Raw genomic sequence first — 19,835 nt, forward strand, 5'->3', positions numbered from 1 at the left:
GGCGTTACCGGCCCGAGATCTCCAGGGTAAAGTCCTGGCGTGCCAGGTAGTCCCGTTCGTTCTCCAGGTCTGCGAGGGTCAGCGGGCGGTTGTCCAGCCAGCCCTCGGGGAACTCGATCACCAGGCGGTTATCGTGGCCGTGAAGGGTGAAGGCGGGGGGTTCTTCCAGGTTGCGTGGGTGTTGGATCAGCACCGCCAGCCGCACCAGCACGCAAAGGTAGGTCAGGCGGGGTTTGTCCTCGGGCTCGATACCCTCGAAAACCGCCGACGAGAACTTCCGGCGATGGCCCCGGACCAGAGTGGCCAGATCCTTCTGGAACGGCTGACTGAAGCCGGGTAAATCGGAATAACGCAACAGGTAGGCGCCGTGCTTGTGGTACTGGCTGTGGGAAATGGTCAGGCCGATCTCGTGCAGCCGGCAGGCCCAGCGCAGCACGTCTTCATCGGCGGCGGTGCGCAGGCCCCATTGCCCCGCCACCTGTTCCCAGGCGGCAATTGCGGTGTTCTCGACCGCTGCGCCGTGAGCCTGGTCTACGTGGTAACGCTCCTGCAGCGCCGCAATCGTGCGTTCACGAACGTCCTCGTGCTGGATGCGTCCGACAATGTCGTACAGCAGGCCTTCACGCAGGGCGCCGTCGGCAAAGGTCATGGTCTGGATGTCGAGTGAACGGAACGCCGCCATCAGAATGGCAAAGCCGGCGGGGAAAATGCTCTGGCGATCTTCCCTTACCCCCAGTTCGGCCAGTTTCTCCACCTTGCCCATGCTCACCAGGCGCTTGCGCAGCTCTTCCATGCCGTCGCGGTTAATGGAGCCGTCGGTAATCTTCAGGGTTGCCAGCACGTTGGCAATCGCCTTGATCGAGCCGGAAGAGCCCACCGCGCTCTGCCACCCCACTGAACGATAGTGCTGACGGATATTCAGCAGTTCCTGCTCGGCGTGGGTAATGGCCTTGTCCATCTGGCGCCGGGTAATCTTGCCATCGGGAAAGTAGCGGTTGCGGAACGAGACGCACCCCATGTGCAGGCTTTCCAGCTCCTGGGGTTCGAAACGCTGCCCGATGATGAATTCCGTGCTGCCGCCGCCAATATCAATCACCAGCCGCCGGCCGGAATCGTCCGACAGGGTATGGGAGACACCGAGATAGATTAACCGCGCTTCCTCACGCCCGGCGATGATTTCTACCGGATAGCCCAGCACTTCCTCGGCACGGGCAATGAAATCGTGAGCATTGCGGGCGACCCGGAGGGCATTGGTGCCGACGATCTGGACGGCTTCCCGGGGCATGCCCTGAAGGCGCTGGGCAAACCGGCTCAGACATTCGAGGGCCCGCAGCTGGGTTTCTTCGGTCAGCCGATTGTACTGATCCAGCCCCGCGCCAAGCTGGACTTTCTCGCCCATCTTCTCAACCGTGCGGATTTCGCCATGCACCAGACGGGCGACGACCATATGAAAACTGTTGGAGCCCATATCGATGGCTGCCAGCATGTCCGGGGAGGTTTCAGGCTTCTCGGCAGGGGATGCGGCCGTCACGTTGATAGGCGTCCTGTGTGATATGAACTTGGCCGTACTATAAGTGAAACTTCCCGGCCGTGTCAGTAATTGGCTGCGGACATTACTGACACGGATCAACCCGGGGGTAGATACAACCGGCTTCACATCAGGGCGGGCAATCGCGTAAAGTAATAGTCTGTCTTAATCCGGGTGGGCGGCCGGTCCGTAAAGAGAACACCGTCCACTACAGTCAACAGCGACTCCCGAAGGGCCGGAATCCAAGCCCCGGAGCGCCTGAATCAGGAAAAGGTAATGAGCGGAAATATCGTTAATGTCACCGACGCTTCCTTCGAGCAGGATGTACTGAAGTCCGACGTTCCGGTACTGGTAGACTACTGGGCCGAGTGGTGTGGCCCGTGCAAAATGATTGCTCCGGTTCTGGAAGAAATCGCTGACGAATACGAAGGCAAGCTTAAGGTCTGCAAACTCAACATCGACGAAAACGAACAGACCCCGCCCAAGTTCAACATCCGTGGTATCCCGACCCTGATGCTGTTCAAGAACGGCAACGTGGATGCCACCAAAGTAGGCGCGCTGTCCAAATCGCAGCTGGCCGCCTTCCTCGACAGCAACCTCTGATCCGCTGTTGAAGGAAACCGCCCCTGAACAACGCTTCACGGGCGGTTTTTTTATGCCATGACCCGACCCGACAGAATCATCGGCCTGCTCCTGGCAGGCGGCAAAGGCACCCGCATGGGCGGCCAGGACAAAGGCCTCGTACCCTGGCAAGGCAGAGCCATGGCCGAATGGGTGCTGCAGGCCCTGAGGACCATCACCCCGGCCGTCTTCATCAGCGCCAACCGCTCGCTGCCGGACTACGAACGCCTGGCGCCCGGCCGCATCCTGCAGGATCCTCCTGAACTACGCGACCAGGGTCCTCTGGCGGGCCTGCTCACGGGCCTGAAAGCCGCGGAAGCCCAGGGTGCCGAAGCTGTGCTGGTTTGCCCCTGTGATACCCCGGGAATCACCCCGGGAACCCTCAGCGCCCTGGTCACTGCCTGGCAAACCCAGCCCGACCGCCCGGCTATTGCCGAACATAACGGCCGCCTGCACCCGTTGCACGGTGTGTATCCTGTAAATGTAATGGTGGAGCTGGACCGCTGGCTGGCGTCGGACAATCGCCGGGTGATGGGATTTGCCGAATCGGTGGGGGCGGTGGCGGTAGATTGTCCGGAAGCTGACGAAGTGTTCAAGAATCGCAACAATTTTAGGGATTTGGAACGCTAATCCGATCGCTGCAGGATCAACTGACTGCATACGTAGGGCGCTGGTCTGGTGGGGCCTCCGAAAATGCTCGGAGCCATGGATGGCGGAGAGCAAGCGTACAGGGACGTATTCACAGCGGTTTTCGGAGGCCCCACCAGACCAGTGGCCGGGCGGCAAACTCCAATAAGCGCCTCACTCCCAGTTCCGACTCCGGGCAACATCAGACTCTTTCTGCTCCACCCAATGCTCTCCCTCGCGGGTAATCTCCTTTTTCCAGAACGGCGCCGACGTCTTCAACGCGTCCATAATGAACTCACAGGCCGCAAACGCATCGCCCCGGTGGGCACTGCACACCCCCACAAATACAATCTGGTCGGCCAGCGCCAAGCGTCCGATCCGGTGAATCACCCGGGCCCGCTGCACATCCCAGCGCCGCCCAGCCTCATCAATCAGCCCCTGAATCACCTGCTCGGTCATCCCCGGATAATGCTCCAGAAACAGCCCCGTCACCCCGGACAGATCCCCGGAATCCCGTACCAGGCCCGAGAAGGTGACAATGGCCCCGGTGCCCGGCCCGGTCAACCGGAGCGCCTCATATTCCGCACCCGCATCGAAATCGTCGGTCTGGATTGAAATCATCTTAACCTCCGGTGACCGGTGGGAAGAAGGCTACCTCGTCCCCTGGCTGTACCGGGCTGGACGGCTTTGCCATGGACTGATTGATGGCCACCATCACCGGTTGGCCACCGGTCAGCTGGGCCCAGGCACCGCCCCGGCTGGCCAGGTAGGTAAGCAGGTCCGCGACCGTGTGGTGCTCGGAGGCCGGCAGGGTCAGGCTTTCGGTACCAAGCTCTTCTCGCAGTCGCGCGAAAAAACGCACAGTCAGTGTTGGTTCTGTCATCGTTAACTCAGTAATTCGGTGAACGGATAGTATGTAATCAAATCGCCGGCGCGGATCGCCGTATGTTCCGGCACTACAGCCAGGCCGTCGCCCCAGCAGGCGGAACTCAGTACGCCGGAGCTCTGGTTTGGATAGGCGACAACCTCCAGACCCGCTGCTGAACCCTGCTTCCGGGCCCGTACAAACTCGCGGCGGACAGATGTGGAGGTTACGTCAAACCCCGCCGGCAGATATTCGCCCACGGGAAGGAGGTCCTGCCGGCCCTGGCGTTTGCGAATGTAAGGCATCGCTACCACCAGAAAAGTGACCAGGACCGCTGCCGGATTGCCCGGCAAACCGAGTACCGGTATGCCTGCCACTTCGCCAAACGCCAGTGGTTTGCCGGGCTTGATTGCCATGCGCCAAAGTGACAGCTTGCCGGATTCCTCCAGTACCGCGCGAACGTGGTCCTCCTCGCCGACCGATACGCCGCCGCTGGTGATGATCAGGTCGGCCTTGGCAGCAGCAGACTCGAGCGTGCTGCGGGTGGCTTCCCGGGTATCTTCAAGGGTTTCGCACAACACCAGCTCGCAGCCTGCCTCGGCCAACAGGCCCATAAGGGTAAACCGGTTGGTGTTGTATATCTGGCCGGGATCAAGTGGCTGGCCCGGCTCCACTAGTTCATCACCGGTGGTCAATACCGCGACTCTTAGTCGACCCATGACCGGAACCTGGCTCATCCCCATGGAGGCCAGCAGGCCCATTTCCTGGGGGCGAATGCGCTTGCCCTTCGCCAGCGCCAGATCGCCCCGGGCAAGATCCTGGCCCCGCCTGCGAATGTTCTGGCCCTCCGAAACCTCCGCCTGGATCAGAATCATGTCGTCGGTGCGTTCCACCCGTTCCTGCATCACGACCGCATCCGCCCCTTCGGGAATCTCTGAGCCGGTAAAAATCCGTGCCGCTGTGCCGGGTGCCAGTGTTCCGGGGGCAACGCCGGCCGGGATTCGGGCGGATACGGACATCGGTCTGCCCGCGGCGACATCGGCCAGACATACCGCGTAGCCGTCCACGGCGCTGTTATCTGCCGGCGGTACATCCGCGGGAACATACTGGTTCTCTGCCAGAATCCGGCCGAGGCTGTCCGTCAGAGCAACGGCTTCGGTGCGGGTGATGGCCGGCGCCCGGTCAAGAATATGTTGCAGTGCATCGTCAACCGATGTCAGATCGTTAGCCATCATGTGTCCTCCTGATTACCGCTCGGCACGCTGGCCAATCACTTCCTGAACCCGCTGGTAGGGGCGGTCCGGCTTGCGCAGGGCCAGAGCAGAGAAATTACAGGGGCCATGGCGACTGTCCAGCTGGGTTGCCAGAATGCCGTTCCAGCCGGTTCGGCAAGCCCCGGTTGAGCCGGGCAGGCAGAAAATAACCGTATGGTTGGCCAGGCCGCCAAAGGCCCGGGACTGAATAGTGGAGGTGCCGATCTCAGAGGCGGACAGTCGCCGGAACTCCTCACCAAATCCGTCGATGGTTTTATCCAGCAGGGGCGCTACCGCTTCCGGCGTACTGTCACGTTCGTGGAAGCCGGTGCCGCCGGTAATGATGACGGCGTGAATCTCCGGATCGGCAATCCATTGTGACATCAGGGCCCGGACCAGGTAGATGTCATCCGGCAGGATGCGGCGGGCCACCAGCCGGTGACCGGCCTCGACAACGCTGTCCTCGAGAAACTGGCCAGACGTGTCTTCATCCGGGCCTCGGGTGTCCGAGACGGTCAGAAGGGCGATGTTCAGGGGCTTCAGTTCGCTGGTGCGATCACTGCTCATGGGGTAGGCTCCGGAAGTCTGTCATCAATCATAGGCTCAGTATCCTGATCTGCTGCGTGGTTGGGAAGGGAGTAACCCATCAGAGGGAGCTCCAGAACCAGTGAACCCCATGCCAAAAAACGGCTTAATTTTATTCAGGGGCTTGACATTCGCGCTAAAGGTGGCCGATGATGCCGTTGCCCGGCGAACAGTTGTTCCCACTCTCTGGCTTCGGCATTTAATATCCGGCTTCCATCTACACCGGTTGCTCCATCTGCCAGCACCTTTGTTTCATTTTTGATTCGATCAACACGTTCAGGGGCGCCCCTGTCATTCCAACAGTCGTTTACTTCCATTCCTGAAAATCCAACAAACTATGAATCTTACTGAACTCAAGCAGAAATCCGTGCCCGAATTGCTCGATATCGCGCAAGAAATGGGCCTCGACAACCTGGCTCGTTCGCGCAAACAGGATGTGATCTTCACCATCCTGAAAAAACACGCCAAAAGCGGCGAAGACATTTACGGTGACGGTGTACTGGAGATTCTGCAGGATGGTTTCGGCTTCCTCCGCTCCGCCGATGCCTCATACCTGGCCGGGCCGGACGATATTTACGTTTCCCCCAGCCAGATTCGTCGGTTCAACCTGCGTACCGGCGACACCATCGCGGGCAAGATCCGTCCTCCGAAAGACGGCGAACGTTATTTTGCCCTGCTGAAAGTCAACGAGATCAACTTTGACAAGCCGGACAACGCCCGCAACAAGATTCTGTTCGAGAACCTGACACCGCTGTTCCCTCAGGAACGGTTGATGCTGGAAGCCGGTAACGGCAGCACCGAGGATCTCTCATCCCGGGTTCTGGATCTGGTAGCGCCGATAGGTAAAGGCCAGCGGGGGCTGATCGTATCCCCGCCCAAGGCTGGTAAAACGCTGCTGATGCAGGGTATCGCCCAGTCGATTACCCGCAATAACCCGGAATGCCACCTGATGGTGCTGCTGATTGATGAGCGCCCGGAAGAAGTGACTGAAATGCAGCGTACCGTGCGCGGCGAAGTGGTGGCCTCCACCTTTGATGAGCCGCCGGCCCGTCACGTGCAGGTGGCCGAGATGGTGATCGAAAAGGCCAAGCGCCTGGTCGAGCACAAGAAAGATGTGGTCATTCTGCTGGACTCCATCACCCGTCTGGCCCGGGCCTACAACACGGTGATTCCGTCCTCCGGCAAGGTACTGACCGGCGGTGTTGATGCCCACGCGCTGGAAAAGCCCAAGCGTTTCTTTGGTGCTGCCCGTAACGTGGAAGAAGGCGGAAGCCTGACCATTCTCGCCACGGCGCTGGTGAACACCGGTTCCAAAATGGACGAAGTGATCTACGAGGAGTTCAAGGGCACCGGTAACATGGAGGTGCATCTGGACCGACGGATTGCGGAGAAACGGGTGTACCCGGCCATCAACATTCGTAGCTCCGGCACTCGCCGAGAAGACCTGTTGATGTCCGAAGCCGACATCCAGCGTGTGTGGATTCTGCGCAAATTGCTGCACTCCATGGACGACGATACCGCCGCCATCGAGTTCCTGCTGGACAAGCTCAAGGACACCAAGACTAACGACGAGTTCTTCCAGTCCATGAAGCGTCGGTGATACTGACTCCGATTCCCGACCGGCGGGCGTTCTTATGGAATGTCCGGGTGGTCGGGGCGGATTCCCTCCCCAGCATTCAAGCTGCTCAGGCCAATACCTGAACTCAGGTCTGAATCCAGACCAGAAAAAACTCCGTAGTACCGTAGACCAGAAACGGAGCACACCATGAAATACAACGACCTTCGGGACTTTGTCAGCCAGCTGGAAAAGCTGGGTGAGCTCAAGCGCATTACCGCCGAAGTTGACCCCCACCTGGAAATGACCGAAATCTGCGACCGCACCCTGCGTGCCGGTGGTCCGGCGTTGTTGTTCGAGAATCCGAAAGGCTACGATATGCCGGTGTTGGCCAACCTGTTCGGAACACCGAAACGGGTGGCACTGGGCATGGGGCAGGACGATGTGGCTGCGTTGCGGGAGATTGGCAAGCTGCTGGCGTTTCTGAAAGAACCGGATCCCCCCAAGGGCTTCAAGGACGCTATCGAAAAACTGCCATTGTTCCGGCAGGTCATGCGCATGAGCCCCAAGGTGTTGCGCTCGGCACCCTGCCAGGATGTAGTGATTGAAAAAGACAAGGTGGATCTGTACCAGATCCCGGTCCAGCACTGCTGGCCGGGTGACGCCGGTCCTCTGGTGACCTGGCCGCTGGTGATTACCCGTGGCCCCAACAAGGAACGTCAGAACCTGGGTATCTACCGGCAGCAGGTGATTGGTCGTAATCGTCTGATTATGCGCTGGCTCAGCCATCGGGGTGGCGCCCTGGATTACCAGGAGTTCCGTAAGGCCAACCCGGACAAGCCCTATCCGGTTGCGGTCGCACTGGGTGCTGATCCGGCCACCATTCTGGGTGCCGTTACCCCGGTGCCAGATACGCTGTCTGAATATGCTTTTGCAGGTTTGCTGCGGGGTAGTCGAACGGAACTGGTGAATGCTGGCCTGAGCGATCTTCAGGTGCCGGCCAGTGCCGAGATTGTACTGGAAGGCTTTATCTACCCGGACGATATGGCGCCGGAAGGGCCGTTTGGTGATCACACCGGGTATTACAACGAAGTGGATCAGTTCCCGGTGTTTACCGTGGAGCGCATTACCCACCGTCGGGATCCGATCTATCACAGCACCTACACTGGCCGTCCACCGGACGAGCCGGCTATTCTCGGAGTGGCGCTGAACGAGGTGTTCATTCCAATCCTGCAGAAGCAATTCCCGGAAATTGTCGATTTCTATCTGCCGCCGGAAGGCTGTTCCTACCGGCTTGCCGTAGTCACTATGAAGAAGCAGTATCCCGGCCATGCCAAACGGGTGATGATGGGGGTATGGTCGTTCCTGCGGCAATTCATGTACACCAAGTTCGTTATTGTTACTGATGACGACGTGGATGCCCGTAACTGGGAAGATGTGATCTGGGCCATCACCACGCGAATGGACCCGGTCCGGGACACGACGCTGGTGGAAAACACCCCGATCGACTATCTGGACTTTGCCTCCCCGGTGTCTGGGCTCGGCTCGAAAATGGGGATGGACGCCACCAACAAATGGCCCGGAGAGACTGACCGGGAGTGGGGCACCGCCATCGCCATGACCGACCAGGTCAAACAGCGGGTGGATGACATCTGGGACAGCCTGGGGATTGAAGTTCCCGGTGCCCGCCCCGACTGACAGGGGCAGAGAGTGTTTCGGATACGTCTGCAGCCATCGGGGCTTTGTTATGGTGCTGATAAGGCTGAAGACCTGTTGTTTGCAGCGGCCGCAGCCGGAATACGGGTGCCGGCAGCCTGCCGAAATGGTGTGTGCGAAATCTGTGAGGCCCGGTTGTTGAAAGGTCGGGCGCTGAATACCCGAAATCAACATTCTATCGCGGTTGGCGAGCCACTGATGATGTGTCGGACTCGGCCGCTCGCCGACCTTGAACTGGAGATACCTGCCGTTATGGCATCAGGAAATTACCAGCCCCGCCAGTACCAGGCGAAGGTAATCGACGTACGTTCCATCAGTCACGATGTGTACCGGGTGGCCTTGCAGCTTCCCCGGCGGAGGGATGTGGCTTTCCATGCCGGACAGTATCTGTCGGTGATTCTGCCCGGAGCTGACCCCTGCTATTTCTCGATTGCCAGCAGCCCCTTTGCAGAGCAGATCGAACTGCACATCCAGGCGTCGCCCGACTGGATCTCGGCCCAGAAAGTCATCGATGCGCTGACTTCCGGCCAGGATGTGACGGTGGAATTGCCCCATGGCAAGGCCTGCCTGGCCAGTATGCCGGACAAACCCCTGCTACTGGTGGCGGCTGGTACCGGTTTTGCCCAGATGAAAAGCCTGGTGGATTACCTGCGGGAAACCCGTTACCAGAAGCCAGTCAAACTGTTCTGGGGCGTGCGCAAGCACGAGGATATGTACCTGCGTTCTCTCGCGCAGCAGTGGCAGGAGGAGTGGGCGCCGTTCAGCTTTCTGCCGGTAGTGGGTGACGATGAAGACAATGACTGGGGCGGCCACCACGACCAGCTGGTCAGGGCGGTACTGGCCTCAGGATTCGACTGGCAGGACGTGGAAGTTCATGCCAGTGGCTCGCCCACCATGGTGTATACCCTGATGGATGCGCTGGTTGAGGCTGGCCTTCCGGAGCAGGCCTTTTTCTCGGATGTTCTGGAGTACGCCCCCCGCAGCTGACAATTTCAGTGGGCGCAAACAACAAGGGCCGGCAATTTGCCGGCCCTTGTTGTTTGACTGAATCAAAAGGTCTGGGAAGTCTCAGGCTCGGGGCATGGGCAGGTCGGGCAGGCCATGGTCGGTTTCCAGGCCCTGCATCAGCAGCTTGATGCTGGCCTCTTCCTCACCCATATGGGCATTCAGCCGGCTAAGTTCCGCCAGGGTTTCCCGGTTGCGGCGCAGTTTCAGGCTGGTTTCAAAATATTCCCGCGCTTTTCCCCACAGCTCATTACGCAGGCTGAGCCGGCCCAGTGCCAGCAGCAGCTCGGGGTTGTTGGTGCGATGTTTCAGCCACTGCTCGGCAATCAGTAACTGTTCCTCCAGGTCATGGCCCTGAATCCGGCCATAGAGGTTGATCAGCTCGTCACTCCAGTGATTGCGCAAGACCTTTCTCAGCAGGATTTCTGCCTGGGCCTCATCGCCCAATCCCGCCAGCAGCCTGGCGTAGTCGCGGATGGTGTATTCGTCCCGGCGCACAAAGCCTGGCAGCTCGTCCCACAGGCGGGTCAGCGGTTCCAGGCTGGCTTCGGGATTCTCTTTGCGGCTGCGCTGGCATTCCTCAGCGGCCCGCTCCAGCAGGTTGTGCCAGACCTGGCGTTCCAGCTCGTTCAGTTCGCTCTCCGGCACCACGCTGCGCTTGCGCAGTTCCGGGATAAGCCGGGACAGCTCGCGCCAGTCTTCCAGGCGCAGATAGGCATTCTTCAGCAGCTTGAGGACAAACGGATGATGCGGAGATTCCTTGCGCAGGCGCAACAGGGTCGCTAAAGCCTGCTCGGGCCGGTTACCGGCCAGTTGCAGTTGGGCCTGGGTCAAGCCCACCGCCATGCTGGAGCCCGGTGTACTTTCAAAGGCCTTGCGCAGCAGTTCATCGACCGCTTCATAGTCACCGGACTCGAACGCGGCCTGGGCCGCCGCGAGATAGTTGATCAGGGGGGTGTCGGCATGGCTGGCGGAGCTGGTCAGCAGTTTGCGGGCGCGGGGCCAGTTACCTTCGGCCAGAGCCAGCAGGCCTCGTGTGGTCCGGCGCCGGGCCCGGCGCTCATTACCGCGGGCAATCCAACCCGCCATCACGCCGGTACCCTGGCGGAATCGGCGAACCGTATTGATGATGGTGACGGCTAACAGAATGATGACCAGTATCAGGCCCAGCCCGACCCAGAAATTGGTTTCAATCAGGTAGTTGCCCAGGCTGATGCGGATATAGCCGAGGTCGTAGGTCAGCCCCAGGGATAGCCCGGTGCCCACCAAAAGGGCGATCAGCAGGATCAGCAATACGCGGATCATGACTCATTGCCCCCATTGCCCGCGTTGCTGTCATTGTCGCCGGTGGCCAGGCGACCCGCCAGCCGCTCTTTCAGCAGGTTTAGGGACTGGCTGATATCCGGCAGTTCCGGGTCTACGTTGCGCTCGGCCAGCTCGGTCAGGGTCTCGTTGAGCCCACGAATGGCCGGGTTAGTGCCATCGTACCAGTCGTTGATGGTGGTGATGGCCTTGTTCAGCGCCCGTTCATACAGGGGCTGGTTGCCCCGCAAGACCGCCATTTCAGCTTCTTCCAGCATTAATTGCAGGTTGAGTCGGGCCCAGGCACTCTGGTCCGGAGACAACAGGGGTTTCACTGGTTCGTCCATGCGACGGATGACGACGACTTCTTTGAGGGTGCCCAGGAACCGGTTCCAGCCCCGGGTGAACATATTGCTGCCGTCGGACGGCGCATTCTGGTCTTCGATCATGTCGAACCCCGGCGCCTGATCACTGATCAGTGCCTGGTCGGTGAGGTCGTTGACGCTGGCAATGGCGGCCTCCAGCCGCAGGTAGAGCCCGGTGCGGTCGACACCCTGAATGCCCTTCAGCGACTGGATTTCCCGGGCCAGTTGCTGGCGCACCAGATAAACCCCGATATCGTCGGATTCCCGCAACACCTCGTCGGCCGATTCCAGGGCGGACAGCGAACCGCGGATGTCCTTTTCGATCAGCAGGCGCTGGTTGGCAATACGCAGCAGATATTCGGCTTCTGCAAGTAGCCAGTCAGTGCGGGTGCGGTTGCCGGCTTCCAGCAATTCGCGGGCGTTGTGATCGATCTGGCGTTGCTGGGTGGCAATCAGCTCCCGCTGTTCCGCCAGCCGGGTTTCCAGTGCCTGAAGCCGCTCGCTCTGTTCGCTGCCGCGGTTGCCGTAAAGGTTTTCCAGCTGGTTGGTATCCTGCCGGAGGTCCTGAATCACTTGCAGGGTGGCCTGGTGGTTCTGCCACTGGTGCCAGTTCCAGAGCCCCAGGGCAATCGCCAGAATCAGCGCCAGAACCGCCACAAGCCACACCGGCCAAAGACGGGGGCGTTCCGGCCTGGCGGGTTGTACGGGAGCAGGGAGTTGTTTTGTTGTTTCAGTCACGGGCATCCTTACTTGGTTATCCGTTGTCACCGGCCTCCTGCGACAGGCAGGAAGCAACACTGATGACCAGGTCGTCATCGTTCAGGCTACCGGGCACGAGTGGCTTGCGGAAGCCCAGCGCGCGTGCCTGTTCCGCCACACGCTCCGCAGGTACTACGATTATCTTGGGCGTCAGGGCCAGCTGGTATCTGTGGCCCAGTTCCACCAGATTGTTCAGCGTTTCGCCGGAAAGCGCAATCACCACCTCGGGGCGGAAATCGGCAACCAGAGCCTTCACCTGTTCTGCAGAATAGTACGGCAGCGCGCGCCGGTACAGGGGCAGGGTGGTAATCCGTGCGCCCCGTTGCGCCAGGGTCTGACGAATCAGTTCCCGGCCATGCTCACCTCGAGCCAGCAAAACTTTCTCTCCGTCAAGGTGCTGCAACGATGGCAGTGCCAGCAAAGCCTCGCTGGTCCAGCCTTCGGAGGGCATTCTCGGTTTCAGGCCGTGTTCGCGAAAGACCGCTGCGGTGCCGGCGCCCACCCCGTACCACTGCAGGCCGGTGGGAAGTTGTGGCCACCAGTGGTCGATTTCCTCCATCAGCCGGCGGGCGGCATAGGGGCTGACCGCGATGATGTGGGAAAAGTTGTCCAGCTGCTGCAGGATGCCGCGCTGCTCCGGGGTTTCCGGTAAAGGCTCGCGCGCCATCATCGGCATCACCCGGGCCTCGGCACCGGCCTTGCGAAAGGCCTCGGCGAGGCGGCTGGCTTCGGGCTCGGGCCGGCAGATCAATACACGCCGGCCCTGGAGTTCAGGCGGTTGCTGAAACTCAGCGCGGGGTGTGGCCATAGATTTCAGCCAGCACCTTGTCGGCCCCCATGGACAGCAGCTGTTCTGCCAGTTCACGGCCCAGGCGTTCACCTTCGGCGCGCGGGGCACGGCCTTCCACCCGGAAAATCTGGGTACCATCGACTGCGCCAACCAGGCCCCGCAGCCACAGGGTGTTATCGTCTTCCAGCAGGGCATAGGCGGCAATGGGTACCTGGCAACCGCCTTCAAGGCGACGGTTCAGCGCCCGCTCTGCGCTGACGCGGTCCCAGGTGTCGGTGTGATTGAGCGGGGCAATCAGCTCCAGAAGTTCCGTGTCGTCGACCCGGCATTCGATGCCTAAAGCACCCTGGCCAACGGCGGGCAGGGAAAACGTGTCTGGCAGACAGTAACGGATACGGTCATGGAAGCCGAGACGCTTCAGGCCGGAGCTGGCCAGCACAATGGCGTCGTATTCACCGGCATCCAGTTTTGCCAACCGGGTATTCACGTTGCCACGCAGTACCTTGATCTGAAGATCCGGGCGGTTGGCCCGCAGCTGGGCTTCCCGACGCAGGCTGGCGGTGCCTACTACCGCGCCCTCAGGCAGCTGGTCGATGTGTTCATACTGGTTGCTGACGAAGGCATCGGTGGGGTCTTCGCGCTCGCAAATGGCGACCAGCCCCAGGCCCTCGGGGAATTCCATGGGCACGTCTTTCATGGAATGCACGGCCAGATCGGCACGGCCGTCCAGCATGGCTTCTTCCAGTTCCTTCACGAACAGGCCCTTGCCGCCGATCTTGGCCAGGGGGACGTCCAGGATCTTGTCGCCCTGGGTCTTTATCTTGATCAGTTCAACGTCAACGTTGTCATGCAGCCTTTCCAGCTCGGCCTTGATGAATTCCGCCTGCCACAGCGCCAGTGCGCTGCTGCGGGTTGCAATGCGAAGGGTACGTTTGGACATGTCACTCACTGTCGTTCGGGAAAATGTGCCCCAAGGTTACCTTGTGGCAGAAAAAAAGTCCCGCGGTGAACCCCCGCCTACCCCGTCAGGGGGAGGGTTGGTGTTCCTGCAGCCACTGGCGGACGTGGCTGGCATGGCGGCGGCTGACCGGCAGCAGGGTGGCATTGCCTTTCAGTGCCAACTGATTCTGGCCATCGGACGACCGCCGCAGCCCCTGGATAAAGCGCACGCCAACCAGTGTGTGTCGGTGGATGCGCAGAAGGTGATCCGGGTAAGCCTGCTCCAGTTCTTTCAGAGTGTAGTCGCACACCGTCTCGCCGTGGCTGTGGTGCAGGGTCACGTATTTCTGGTCGGCCTCGCAGTAGTACAGATCTGCCAGGTCGATCAGTTCGGTACCTCGGTGCGTGCGCACCGCCAGCTGGTCGTTGCCGGCATCGCTATTTTGCGCCAGAGCTTGCCGTTGTACCCGGTTCAGCTTGCCGGCCCGGGCCAGGGCATCGGCCAACGCCTCACGCCGGACCGGTTTGAGCAGGTAGGCGACGGCGCGAACCTCGAACGCCTGGATGGCATAGTGGTCATAGGCGGTACAAAAAATCACTGCGGGCGGATTCTGGAGCTTGCTGAGCTGGTCGGCTGCCTCCATGCCATCCATGCCGGGCATACGGATGTCCAGCAGCAGGATGTCCGGTTCCAGTTCGGCCACTTTGCGCAAAGTGTCGTTGCCATCCACCGCTTCGCCACAAACCCGGTAATCCGGCAAGGCTTCCAGCAAGCGCTGGATGCGCTGGCGGGCGAGGGGTTCGTCATCGGCAATCAGTACGCGTTTGCTGTCTTCGGTATTCATGGCCTGTTTCGTGACTGACGGTTGCTGGTGTTGATGCTGCGCCGGGGCAGGCGAAGGGTGACGGTGTAGGTATTGCCCTGGCGACTGTGTTTGAGCACGGCCGGTTCGCCAAACAGTGCCTGTAGTCTGGCCTGGGTGTTACTCAGGGCGACCCGGTTGCCCTGATGCTGGCGTTCCGTAGATTCCGGCGCGGGATTCTGCACCAGAAGGTAGACAAAGTGATCCTTGGCCGATACTTCGACCCGGACGACACCGCCTTCCGGCCGCGGCTGAATGCCGTGATAGATGGCATTTTCCACCAGCGGCTGCAGTGTCAGGGGTGGTATTACCTGTTGCCCGAGCCCGGGTTGAATATCCCACTCCAGTTGCAGGCGTTCCCCCAGTCTCAGAGACTCAATCGCCAGGTAGCGCTGGCACAGTTCCAGCTCACGGTTCAGGGGAATGAGCTGGTCGTCGGTGCGCAGGCTGGCCCGGAACAGTTCCGACAGATCCAGCACTGCTTCTTCCGCCTGCTCCGGATTGGTGGCAATCAGGCTGGCAATGGTGTTCATGCTGTTAAACAGAAAGTGTGGCTGGATCCGGGCCTGCAAGGAGGTCAGCCGGGCCTGCATTTCCGCCTCACGCTGTTGCTGCCACTGGTGCTGAAGGTAAAAATAACGCAGCACCATCAGGACAATCAGCAGTGCCAGTAACAGCTTCTTGGCAATGCCCTGCCAGAGCGCCACGCCCGGCTGCGGGTGCAATACGCTGTCGGCAAACAGGCTGAACGCCAGTACGTCCAGCAAGACAATGGCGGCGATGGTCATCGTGGCGCGGCTGTTGCTCATGCGGGCCAGGCGGGGGCGCAACAGACAGATCAGTGCGGCGCTGGTGAGGGTGGTCCATTGCACGAACAGGGACAGCAGACCGAAGTAGTTCCAGTCGATCCAGCTGTTCTGTGCCTGCACGATGGCCAGCACCAGAACCAGCAGTTCGCTGGTAATCAACAGCATGAACACGGCCCGCACACGACACAGATCGGGCACGTAGAAGCTGTCGGTGTCCTTGTGGTTCATGCCTTTGTCGGGTTTCAGGGGAGTCTCCTTAACCGGGGCCGGAATGCTATACTGCCGCAACTTTTCACTTATCCATTGCCGGCATGATGATGCCGGGCTGTCAGCAGGAAAGATAGACCATGACGGATCAGAAAAAGTCTGACCAGACCACATCCTCCGAAAAACCCTGGGGTGGCCGCTTCAGCGAGCCTACCGATGCCTTTGTTGAACGCTTCACCGCCTCGGTGGGTTTTGATCAGCGCCTGTATCACCATGATATTACCGGCTCGATCGCCCATGCCACCATGCTGGCGAAAGTGGGTGTGCTGACTGACGCCGAGCGCGACCAGATCATCGACGGCCTGAAAGGCGTGAAGGAAGACATCGAGGCCGGTCGCTTCGAGTGGTCCGTCAGCCTGGAAGACGTGCACATGAACATCGAAGCCCGGCTGACCGACCGCATCGGCATCACCGGCAAGAAACTGCATACCGGCCGCAGCCGGAATGATCAGGTGGCCACCGATATCCGCCTGTACCTGCGCGATGAAATCGACGTGATTGCCGAGGAACTGGCCCGCCTGCAGGCTGGCTTGCTGGACCTGGCCGAGCGCGAGGCAGACACCATCATGCCCGGCTTTACCCACCTGCAGACCGCCCAGCCGGTTACCTTCGGCCACCATTTGCTGGCCTGGTACGAAATGTTGGTGCGTGATGCCGATCGTCTGCAGGATTGCCGCAAGCGGGTGAACGTGATGCCTCTGGGTGCTGCTGCCCTGGCCGGCACCACTTACCCGATTGACCGCAATCTGACCGCCGAACTGCTGGGCTTTGACCGGCCCACTGAAAACAGCCTGGATTCGGTCTCCGACCGGGATTTCGCCATTGAATTCTGCAGTTTCGCCGCGCTGCTGATGACCCACCTGTCCCGGTTCAGCGAAGAGTTGGTGCTCTGGACCTCCGCCCAGTTCGATTTCATCGACCTGCCGGACCGGTTCTGCACCGGTTCCTCGATCATGCCCCAGAAGAAAAACCCGGATGTACCCGAGCTGGTGCGTGGCAAGACCGGCCGGGTCAATGGCCATCTGATCAGCCTGCTGACCCTGATGAAGAGCCAGCCGCTGGCCTACAACAAGGACAACCAGGAAGACAAAGAGCCGCTGTTCGACACGGTCGATACCATCAAGGGCTGCCTGAAGGCTTACGCCGACATGATCCCGGCCATCAGGGCCAAGGCCGACAACATGCGGGTAGCCGCCAAGCGGGGCTTCTCCACCGCCACGGATCTGGCCGATTACCTGGTCAAGAAAGGCGTGCCGTTCCGTGATGCCCATGAGATTGTCGGCAAGTCAGTTGCTTTCGGTGTCGCCGAAGGTCGTGACCTGTCAGACATGACGCTGGAGGAACTTCAACAGTTCTCCGATGTGATCGGCGAGGATGTGTTCGACGTGCTGACCCTGGAAGGTTCCGTGCAGGCCCGTGATCATCTGGGTGGAACTGCGCCAAACCAGGTACGTGCCGCTGTCGCCCGTGCCCGGTCTGCACTGAAGTAATCCTGCCTCAATCGTCTCGCCGGCACCGGAACCCCCGGTGCCGGCGGTGTTCAGCCTCCGATGCGTCCGGTACTCAGCTCCACCGCTGCAGGTTTAAGCTGTTCCAGCGGGCTGGGCTTGGATAACCGGTAACCCTGGCCAAAATGGATGCCCAGGGTACGGACCTTTCTCAGGGTCTCGTCGCTCTCGATAAAGGTGGCAACGGTCTCCTTGCCTGCGGCTTCTGCAATACGATGCAGGGCATCCACCATTACTTGCTGAACCGGGTCATCCTCCAGATGATCCATCACCCGTCTATCCAGTTTGATGATATCCACCGGCAGCTGGGCGGCCAGGCTGTAGCTTTCCACGGAGGCGCCAGCGCCCTCCAACGCCACCCGGCAACCGATTCGATGCAGGGCATCGCAGAGCACGGCCACTTCGTCCGGATACTGGGTGGCATGGGCTTCCCGGATCTCCAGGCAGAAGCACTCCGCCCGGAACGGTGAGGGTGCCAGTAGCTGTTCCATGAAGTCGGCAAAGGTGTCATCCAGTACCGAGGCCAGAGACAGGTTGAAGCCGCAGTATTTCAGCCTTGGTTCCAGCAGTCGGTGCTGCCCCAGCCAGTCCAGGGTCTGACGGATGACCTGACGGTCCAGCCGTTTGGCCAGGTCAAAGCGCTCGGCCAGGGGCAGGAACTGTCCGGGCAGGAGTGTGGTGTCGTCCGGTTCCTGGCCGGGAATGCGGCACAGTATTTCAATATGGTCGCCCCAGGTCACACTCGCCACCGGCTTCAGGGCCTGGAACTCAAGGATCAGTCGATGCTGGTCCAGAGCCTGGCGCAGCTGTTCCATCTGCTTGTCTGTGCCGGTATCGCCGGCGGCATCCGGTAGCGCATGGGCAGTGTGGATCCGGTTCCGGCCTGAGGTCTTGGCGGTATGGCACAGGTCTGCAGCCTGTGTGAGCAGCGTGTCGGCCCGCTCCGGCAACTCACTGTCCAGAATCAGCAGACCACCGCTGGTGCTGGTCTGCAGCGTTTGCCCCTGCCATTCAAACTTGAACTGGGCAATCTGTTCGCGGATTTCCTCGGCGATCTTTCTCGCTCTGGGTTCCGGGCAATTCTCGATGAACAGCGCAAAGGTATCGCCCGCCAGTCGTGCCAGAGCATCACGCTGTCGTACGCGCAGCCCGAGCATGGCGGCCAGCTCCCGCAGGTAGCGGTCGCAGGTGCCGCTGCCAGCGTCCTCGTTGAACTGTTCGAAGTTGTCCAGGTCCAGAAACAGCAGGCCGTCGGTGCTCTGGCGTTTGTGGCGATGGCCCATGGCCCGTTCCAGGTGTTCGATGAAGGAACGGCGATTCATCAGCCCGGTGACCGGATCGTGTCGCATGCGGTAATCGCTGTTGCTGGTGTGCTGGATCCGGTTGCTGATATCCCGTGCGACATGAACGGCCCCGGTGACCTCACCCCGGTCTCCGCGGATGCTCTGGAAGTGAAATTCGTAAATCGGCAGTCCCTCTCCCTGGCGGTTCAGGGGCATTTCTGCCACAAAATGCTCACGGTCGAAGGCCCGTTGCCATAGCCGTTCGATCAGTCTCCGCTCATTGGGGAAGTCCTTCAAAAGGCTGCGCAGGTTGTCTCCGGTCTTTGGCGTCAGGTCAAAGGCGTGTTGAAACTGCTGGCACCAGGGGGTGTTGAAATGCAACAGTCTGAACTCGGTGTCGATGGCTACCACCAGATCAGAGGATGCGGCGGTCGTGGCTTGAAGAATCTGCTGAGCCTGTTGTTTTTCCAGATCGTGGACCATGGCCTCGCTGTGGTTGACCATCACGCCGCCGAGTTTTTGCACCCGGCCGCCGTTCTTCAGAGCACGACCGGCCAGAGTAACCCGTTGTGGCCGTTGCCGGCTGGTGAGAATGGTCAGGTCCATGCTGAACGGCTGGCCGGTGCGCATACAGCGCCTGAACATCGCTCGTACCCGGTTCTGGCCTGTCTGGCAATAAAACAGCGCCTGTTCCGGTGTCAGCTCGCTGCCGGCTTTGAGTTCCAGCAGGCGGTACATACCTTCGGACCAGCTGATCTCGTTGCTGGGCATGTCCAGTTCCCAGAGACCAAAGCCGGCACTCTGTTCCGCCAGTCGTTGAATCCGGCTATCCATGGCATCGCTGTCCCTGAGGGTAATCGAGGCGGTAGCGGCCTGGTCTGAATCCCGGATCTCCATTCGCAGCCCGAGCAGGGCAGTAAAGAAAAAGCCATCCTTGTGGCGGAACGTCACCAGCACTGTCTGGCCATTGTCCAGCCGGTGTCGGTGGGCGGGGGCGAAGGGATCGTCCTGGCGGGAAGCCAGAATATGCTGGACTTTCTGCCCGGTCAGATCGCTGATGTCGTAGCCAAACATGGTTTCTGCATGGCGATCAGCCTGGATGATCCGGCCATCGTCATCCACCCGAAGCAGGGTGGGCCGGATAACGGGGCCCGTCGGATCGGGCCGGTAGCGTTGGATCAGAAATTCTTTCACA

18 protein-coding genes are annotated in these 19,835 nt (G+C 60.4%); 6 read left to right on the forward strand and 12 right to left on the reverse strand.

The window, feature by feature from the left end; genetic code table 11:
* Nucleotides 1-4: 4 nt before the first annotated feature.
* Nucleotides 5-1,486 carry an exopolyphosphatase gene (gene ppx, locus OZ656_RS02060; RefSeq protein WP_222447685.1) on the reverse strand — a complete coding sequence of 494 codons (1,482 nt, stop codon included), beginning with the start codon at nucleotides 1,484-1,486 and terminating at the stop codon, nucleotides 5-7.
* A 318-nt stretch (nucleotides 1,487-1,804) separates the two neighbouring features.
* Between ppx and trxA the strand changes: the two genes are divergently transcribed.
* Together trxA and mobA are read left to right on the forward strand one after the other, a co-directional pair.
* Complete coding sequence (trxA, locus tag OZ656_RS02065) at nucleotides 1,805-2,131, forward strand: thioredoxin TrxA (protein ID WP_014420340.1); 327 nt, start codon at nucleotides 1,805-1,807, stop codon at nucleotides 2,129-2,131.
* A 57-nt stretch (nucleotides 2,132-2,188) separates the two neighbouring features.
* Nucleotides 2,189-2,779: a molybdenum cofactor guanylyltransferase MobA gene (mobA, locus tag OZ656_RS02070; protein ID WP_278351188.1), complete on the forward strand. Its 591-nt coding sequence runs from the start codon at nucleotides 2,189-2,191 to the stop codon at nucleotides 2,777-2,779.
* A gap of 171 nt (nucleotides 2,780-2,950) precedes the next feature.
* Here the strand turns inward: mobA and OZ656_RS02075 are convergent, their stop codons facing one another.
* The 4 genes from OZ656_RS02075 to moaB are packed head-to-tail and all read right to left on the reverse strand — an operon-like array spanning nucleotide 2,951 to nucleotide 5,461.
* Nucleotides 2,951-3,397, reverse strand: coding sequence for a molybdenum cofactor biosynthesis protein MoaE (locus OZ656_RS02075; RefSeq protein ID WP_278351189.1), 447 nt, complete (start codon nucleotides 3,395-3,397; stop codon nucleotides 2,951-2,953).
* Between the two features lies 1 nt (nucleotide 3,398).
* Nucleotides 3,399-3,659, reverse strand: coding sequence for a molybdopterin converting factor subunit 1 (gene moaD / locus OZ656_RS02080; RefSeq protein WP_222447609.1), 261 nt, complete (start codon nucleotides 3,657-3,659; stop codon nucleotides 3,399-3,401).
* A 2-nt stretch (nucleotides 3,660-3,661) separates the two neighbouring features.
* Nucleotides 3,662-4,876: a gephyrin-like molybdotransferase Glp gene (glp, locus tag OZ656_RS02085; RefSeq protein WP_228224354.1), complete on the reverse strand. Its 1,215-nt coding sequence runs from the start codon at nucleotides 4,874-4,876 to the stop codon at nucleotides 3,662-3,664.
* A 12-nt stretch (nucleotides 4,877-4,888) separates the two neighbouring features.
* A complete protein-coding gene (moaB, locus tag OZ656_RS02090) occupies nucleotides 4,889-5,461 on the reverse strand; it encodes a molybdenum cofactor biosynthesis protein B (RefSeq protein WP_014420345.1) in 573 nt (190 codons plus the stop codon).
* 355 nt (nucleotides 5,462-5,816) lie between these two features.
* Between moaB and rho the strand changes: the two genes are divergently transcribed.
* The 3 genes from rho to OZ656_RS02105 all read left to right on the forward strand — a co-directional run bounded on the left by rho (nucleotide 5,817) and on the right by OZ656_RS02105 (nucleotide 9,737).
* On the forward strand, nucleotides 5,817-7,079 hold the full coding sequence (rho, locus tag OZ656_RS02095; RefSeq protein ID WP_014420346.1) for a transcription termination factor Rho: 1,263 nt from the start codon (nucleotides 5,817-5,819) through the stop codon (nucleotides 7,077-7,079).
* A gap of 165 nt (nucleotides 7,080-7,244) precedes the next feature.
* Nucleotides 7,245-8,732: a 4-hydroxy-3-polyprenylbenzoate decarboxylase gene (gene ubiD, locus OZ656_RS02100; protein WP_278351190.1), complete on the forward strand. Its 1,488-nt coding sequence runs from the start codon at nucleotides 7,245-7,247 to the stop codon at nucleotides 8,730-8,732.
* A 12-nt stretch (nucleotides 8,733-8,744) separates the two neighbouring features.
* A complete protein-coding gene (locus tag OZ656_RS02105) occupies nucleotides 8,745-9,737 on the forward strand; it encodes a 2Fe-2S iron-sulfur cluster-binding protein (protein WP_278351191.1) in 993 nt (330 codons plus the stop codon).
* A gap of 81 nt (nucleotides 9,738-9,818) precedes the next feature.
* On the opposite strand, the gene OZ656_RS02110 is transcribed toward OZ656_RS02105, so the two are convergent.
* From OZ656_RS02110 to OZ656_RS02135, 6 genes are all read right to left on the reverse strand, one after another.
* Nucleotides 9,819-11,060 (reverse strand): heme biosynthesis HemY N-terminal domain-containing protein, encoded by a 1,242-nt coding sequence (locus tag OZ656_RS02110; protein WP_278351192.1) that lies wholly within the window; start codon nucleotides 11,058-11,060, stop codon nucleotides 9,819-9,821.
* Nucleotides 11,057-12,166, reverse strand: coding sequence for a uroporphyrinogen-III C-methyltransferase (locus tag OZ656_RS02115; protein ID WP_278351193.1), 1,110 nt, complete (start codon nucleotides 12,164-12,166; stop codon nucleotides 11,057-11,059). The genes OZ656_RS02110 and OZ656_RS02115 overlap by 4 nt, the downstream gene beginning before the upstream one ends.
* Before the next feature lie 10 nt (nucleotides 12,167-12,176).
* Complete coding sequence (locus OZ656_RS02120) at nucleotides 12,177-12,989, reverse strand: uroporphyrinogen-III synthase (RefSeq protein ID WP_379944909.1); 813 nt, start codon at nucleotides 12,987-12,989, stop codon at nucleotides 12,177-12,179.
* Entirely contained in the window at nucleotides 12,970-13,911 is a 942-nt protein-coding gene (gene hemC / locus OZ656_RS02125; RefSeq protein WP_278350066.1) for a hydroxymethylbilane synthase, read from the reverse strand. The genes OZ656_RS02120 and hemC overlap by 20 nt, the downstream gene beginning before the upstream one ends.
* 85 nt (nucleotides 13,912-13,996) lie before the next feature.
* The gene (locus OZ656_RS02130; RefSeq protein WP_278350067.1) at nucleotides 13,997-14,755 is read right to left on the reverse strand and encodes a LytTR family DNA-binding domain-containing protein; all 759 of its coding nucleotides are present in this window, start codon (nucleotides 14,753-14,755) and stop codon (nucleotides 13,997-13,999) included.
* A complete protein-coding gene (locus tag OZ656_RS02135) occupies nucleotides 14,752-15,810 on the reverse strand; it encodes a sensor histidine kinase (protein ID WP_023008376.1) in 1,059 nt (352 codons plus the stop codon). Before OZ656_RS02135 ends, OZ656_RS02130 begins: the two co-directional genes overlap by 4 nt.
* A gap of 119 nt (nucleotides 15,811-15,929) precedes the next feature.
* Between OZ656_RS02135 and argH the strand changes: the two genes are divergently transcribed.
* Nucleotides 15,930-17,339 (forward strand): argininosuccinate lyase, encoded by a 1,410-nt coding sequence (argH, locus tag OZ656_RS02140; protein ID WP_011784035.1) that lies wholly within the window; start codon nucleotides 15,930-15,932, stop codon nucleotides 17,337-17,339.
* Between the two features lie 50 nt (nucleotides 17,340-17,389).
* On the opposite strand, the gene OZ656_RS02145 is transcribed toward argH, so the two are convergent.
* Nucleotides 17,390-19,834 carry an EAL domain-containing protein gene (locus OZ656_RS02145; protein ID WP_278350069.1) on the reverse strand — a complete coding sequence of 815 codons (2,445 nt, stop codon included), beginning with the start codon at nucleotides 19,832-19,834 and terminating at the stop codon, nucleotides 17,390-17,392.
* Nucleotide 19,835: the final 1 nt, after the last annotated feature.

The organism is Marinobacter sp. LM1, from assembly GCF_042763285.1.
Lineage (GTDB): Bacteria > Pseudomonadota > Gammaproteobacteria > Pseudomonadales > Oleiphilaceae > Marinobacter > Marinobacter nauticus.

Excerpts from the sequence above, each read along its gene's own strand:
- ppx (WP_222447685.1), bottom strand. The coding sequence starts at position 1,486 with ATGCTGGCAGCCATCGATATGGGCTCCAACAGTTTTCATATGGTCGTC.
- trxA (WP_014420340.1), top strand. The coding sequence starts at position 1,805 with ATGAGCGGAAATATCGTTAATGTCACCGACGCTTCCTTCGAGCAGGAT.
- mobA (WP_278351188.1), top strand. The coding sequence starts at position 2,189 with ATGACCCGACCCGACAGAATCATCGGCCTGCTCCTGGCAGGCGGCAAA.
- OZ656_RS02075 (WP_278351189.1), bottom strand. The coding sequence starts at position 3,397 with ATGATTTCAATCCAGACCGACGATTTCGATGCGGGTGCGGAATATGAG.
- moaD (WP_222447609.1), bottom strand. The coding sequence starts at position 3,659 with ATGACAGAACCAACACTGACTGTGCGTTTTTTCGCGCGACTGCGAGAA.
- glp (WP_228224354.1), bottom strand. The coding sequence starts at position 4,876 with ATGATGGCTAACGATCTGACATCGGTTGACGATGCACTGCAACATATT.
- moaB (WP_014420345.1), bottom strand. The coding sequence starts at position 5,461 with ATGAGCAGTGATCGCACCAGCGAACTGAAGCCCCTGAACATCGCCCTT.
- rho (WP_014420346.1), top strand. The coding sequence starts at position 5,817 with ATGAATCTTACTGAACTCAAGCAGAAATCCGTGCCCGAATTGCTCGAT.
- ubiD (WP_278351190.1), top strand. The coding sequence starts at position 7,245 with ATGAAATACAACGACCTTCGGGACTTTGTCAGCCAGCTGGAAAAGCTG.
- OZ656_RS02110 (WP_278351192.1), bottom strand. The coding sequence starts at position 11,060 with ATGATCCGCGTATTGCTGATCCTGCTGATCGCCCTTTTGGTGGGCACC.
- OZ656_RS02115 (WP_278351193.1), bottom strand. The coding sequence starts at position 12,166 with ATGCCCGTGACTGAAACAACAAAACAACTCCCTGCTCCCGTACAACCC.
- OZ656_RS02120 (WP_379944909.1), bottom strand. The coding sequence starts at position 12,989 with ATGGCCACACCCCGCGCTGAGTTTCAGCAACCGCCTGAACTCCAGGGC.
- hemC (WP_278350066.1), bottom strand. The coding sequence starts at position 13,911 with ATGTCCAAACGTACCCTTCGCATTGCAACCCGCAGCAGCGCACTGGCG.
- OZ656_RS02130 (WP_278350067.1), bottom strand. The coding sequence starts at position 14,755 with ATGAATACCGAAGACAGCAAACGCGTACTGATTGCCGATGACGAACCC.
- OZ656_RS02135 (WP_023008376.1), bottom strand. The coding sequence starts at position 15,810 with ATGAACCACAAGGACACCGACAGCTTCTACGTGCCCGATCTGTGTCGT.
- argH (WP_011784035.1), top strand. The coding sequence starts at position 15,930 with ATGACGGATCAGAAAAAGTCTGACCAGACCACATCCTCCGAAAAACCC.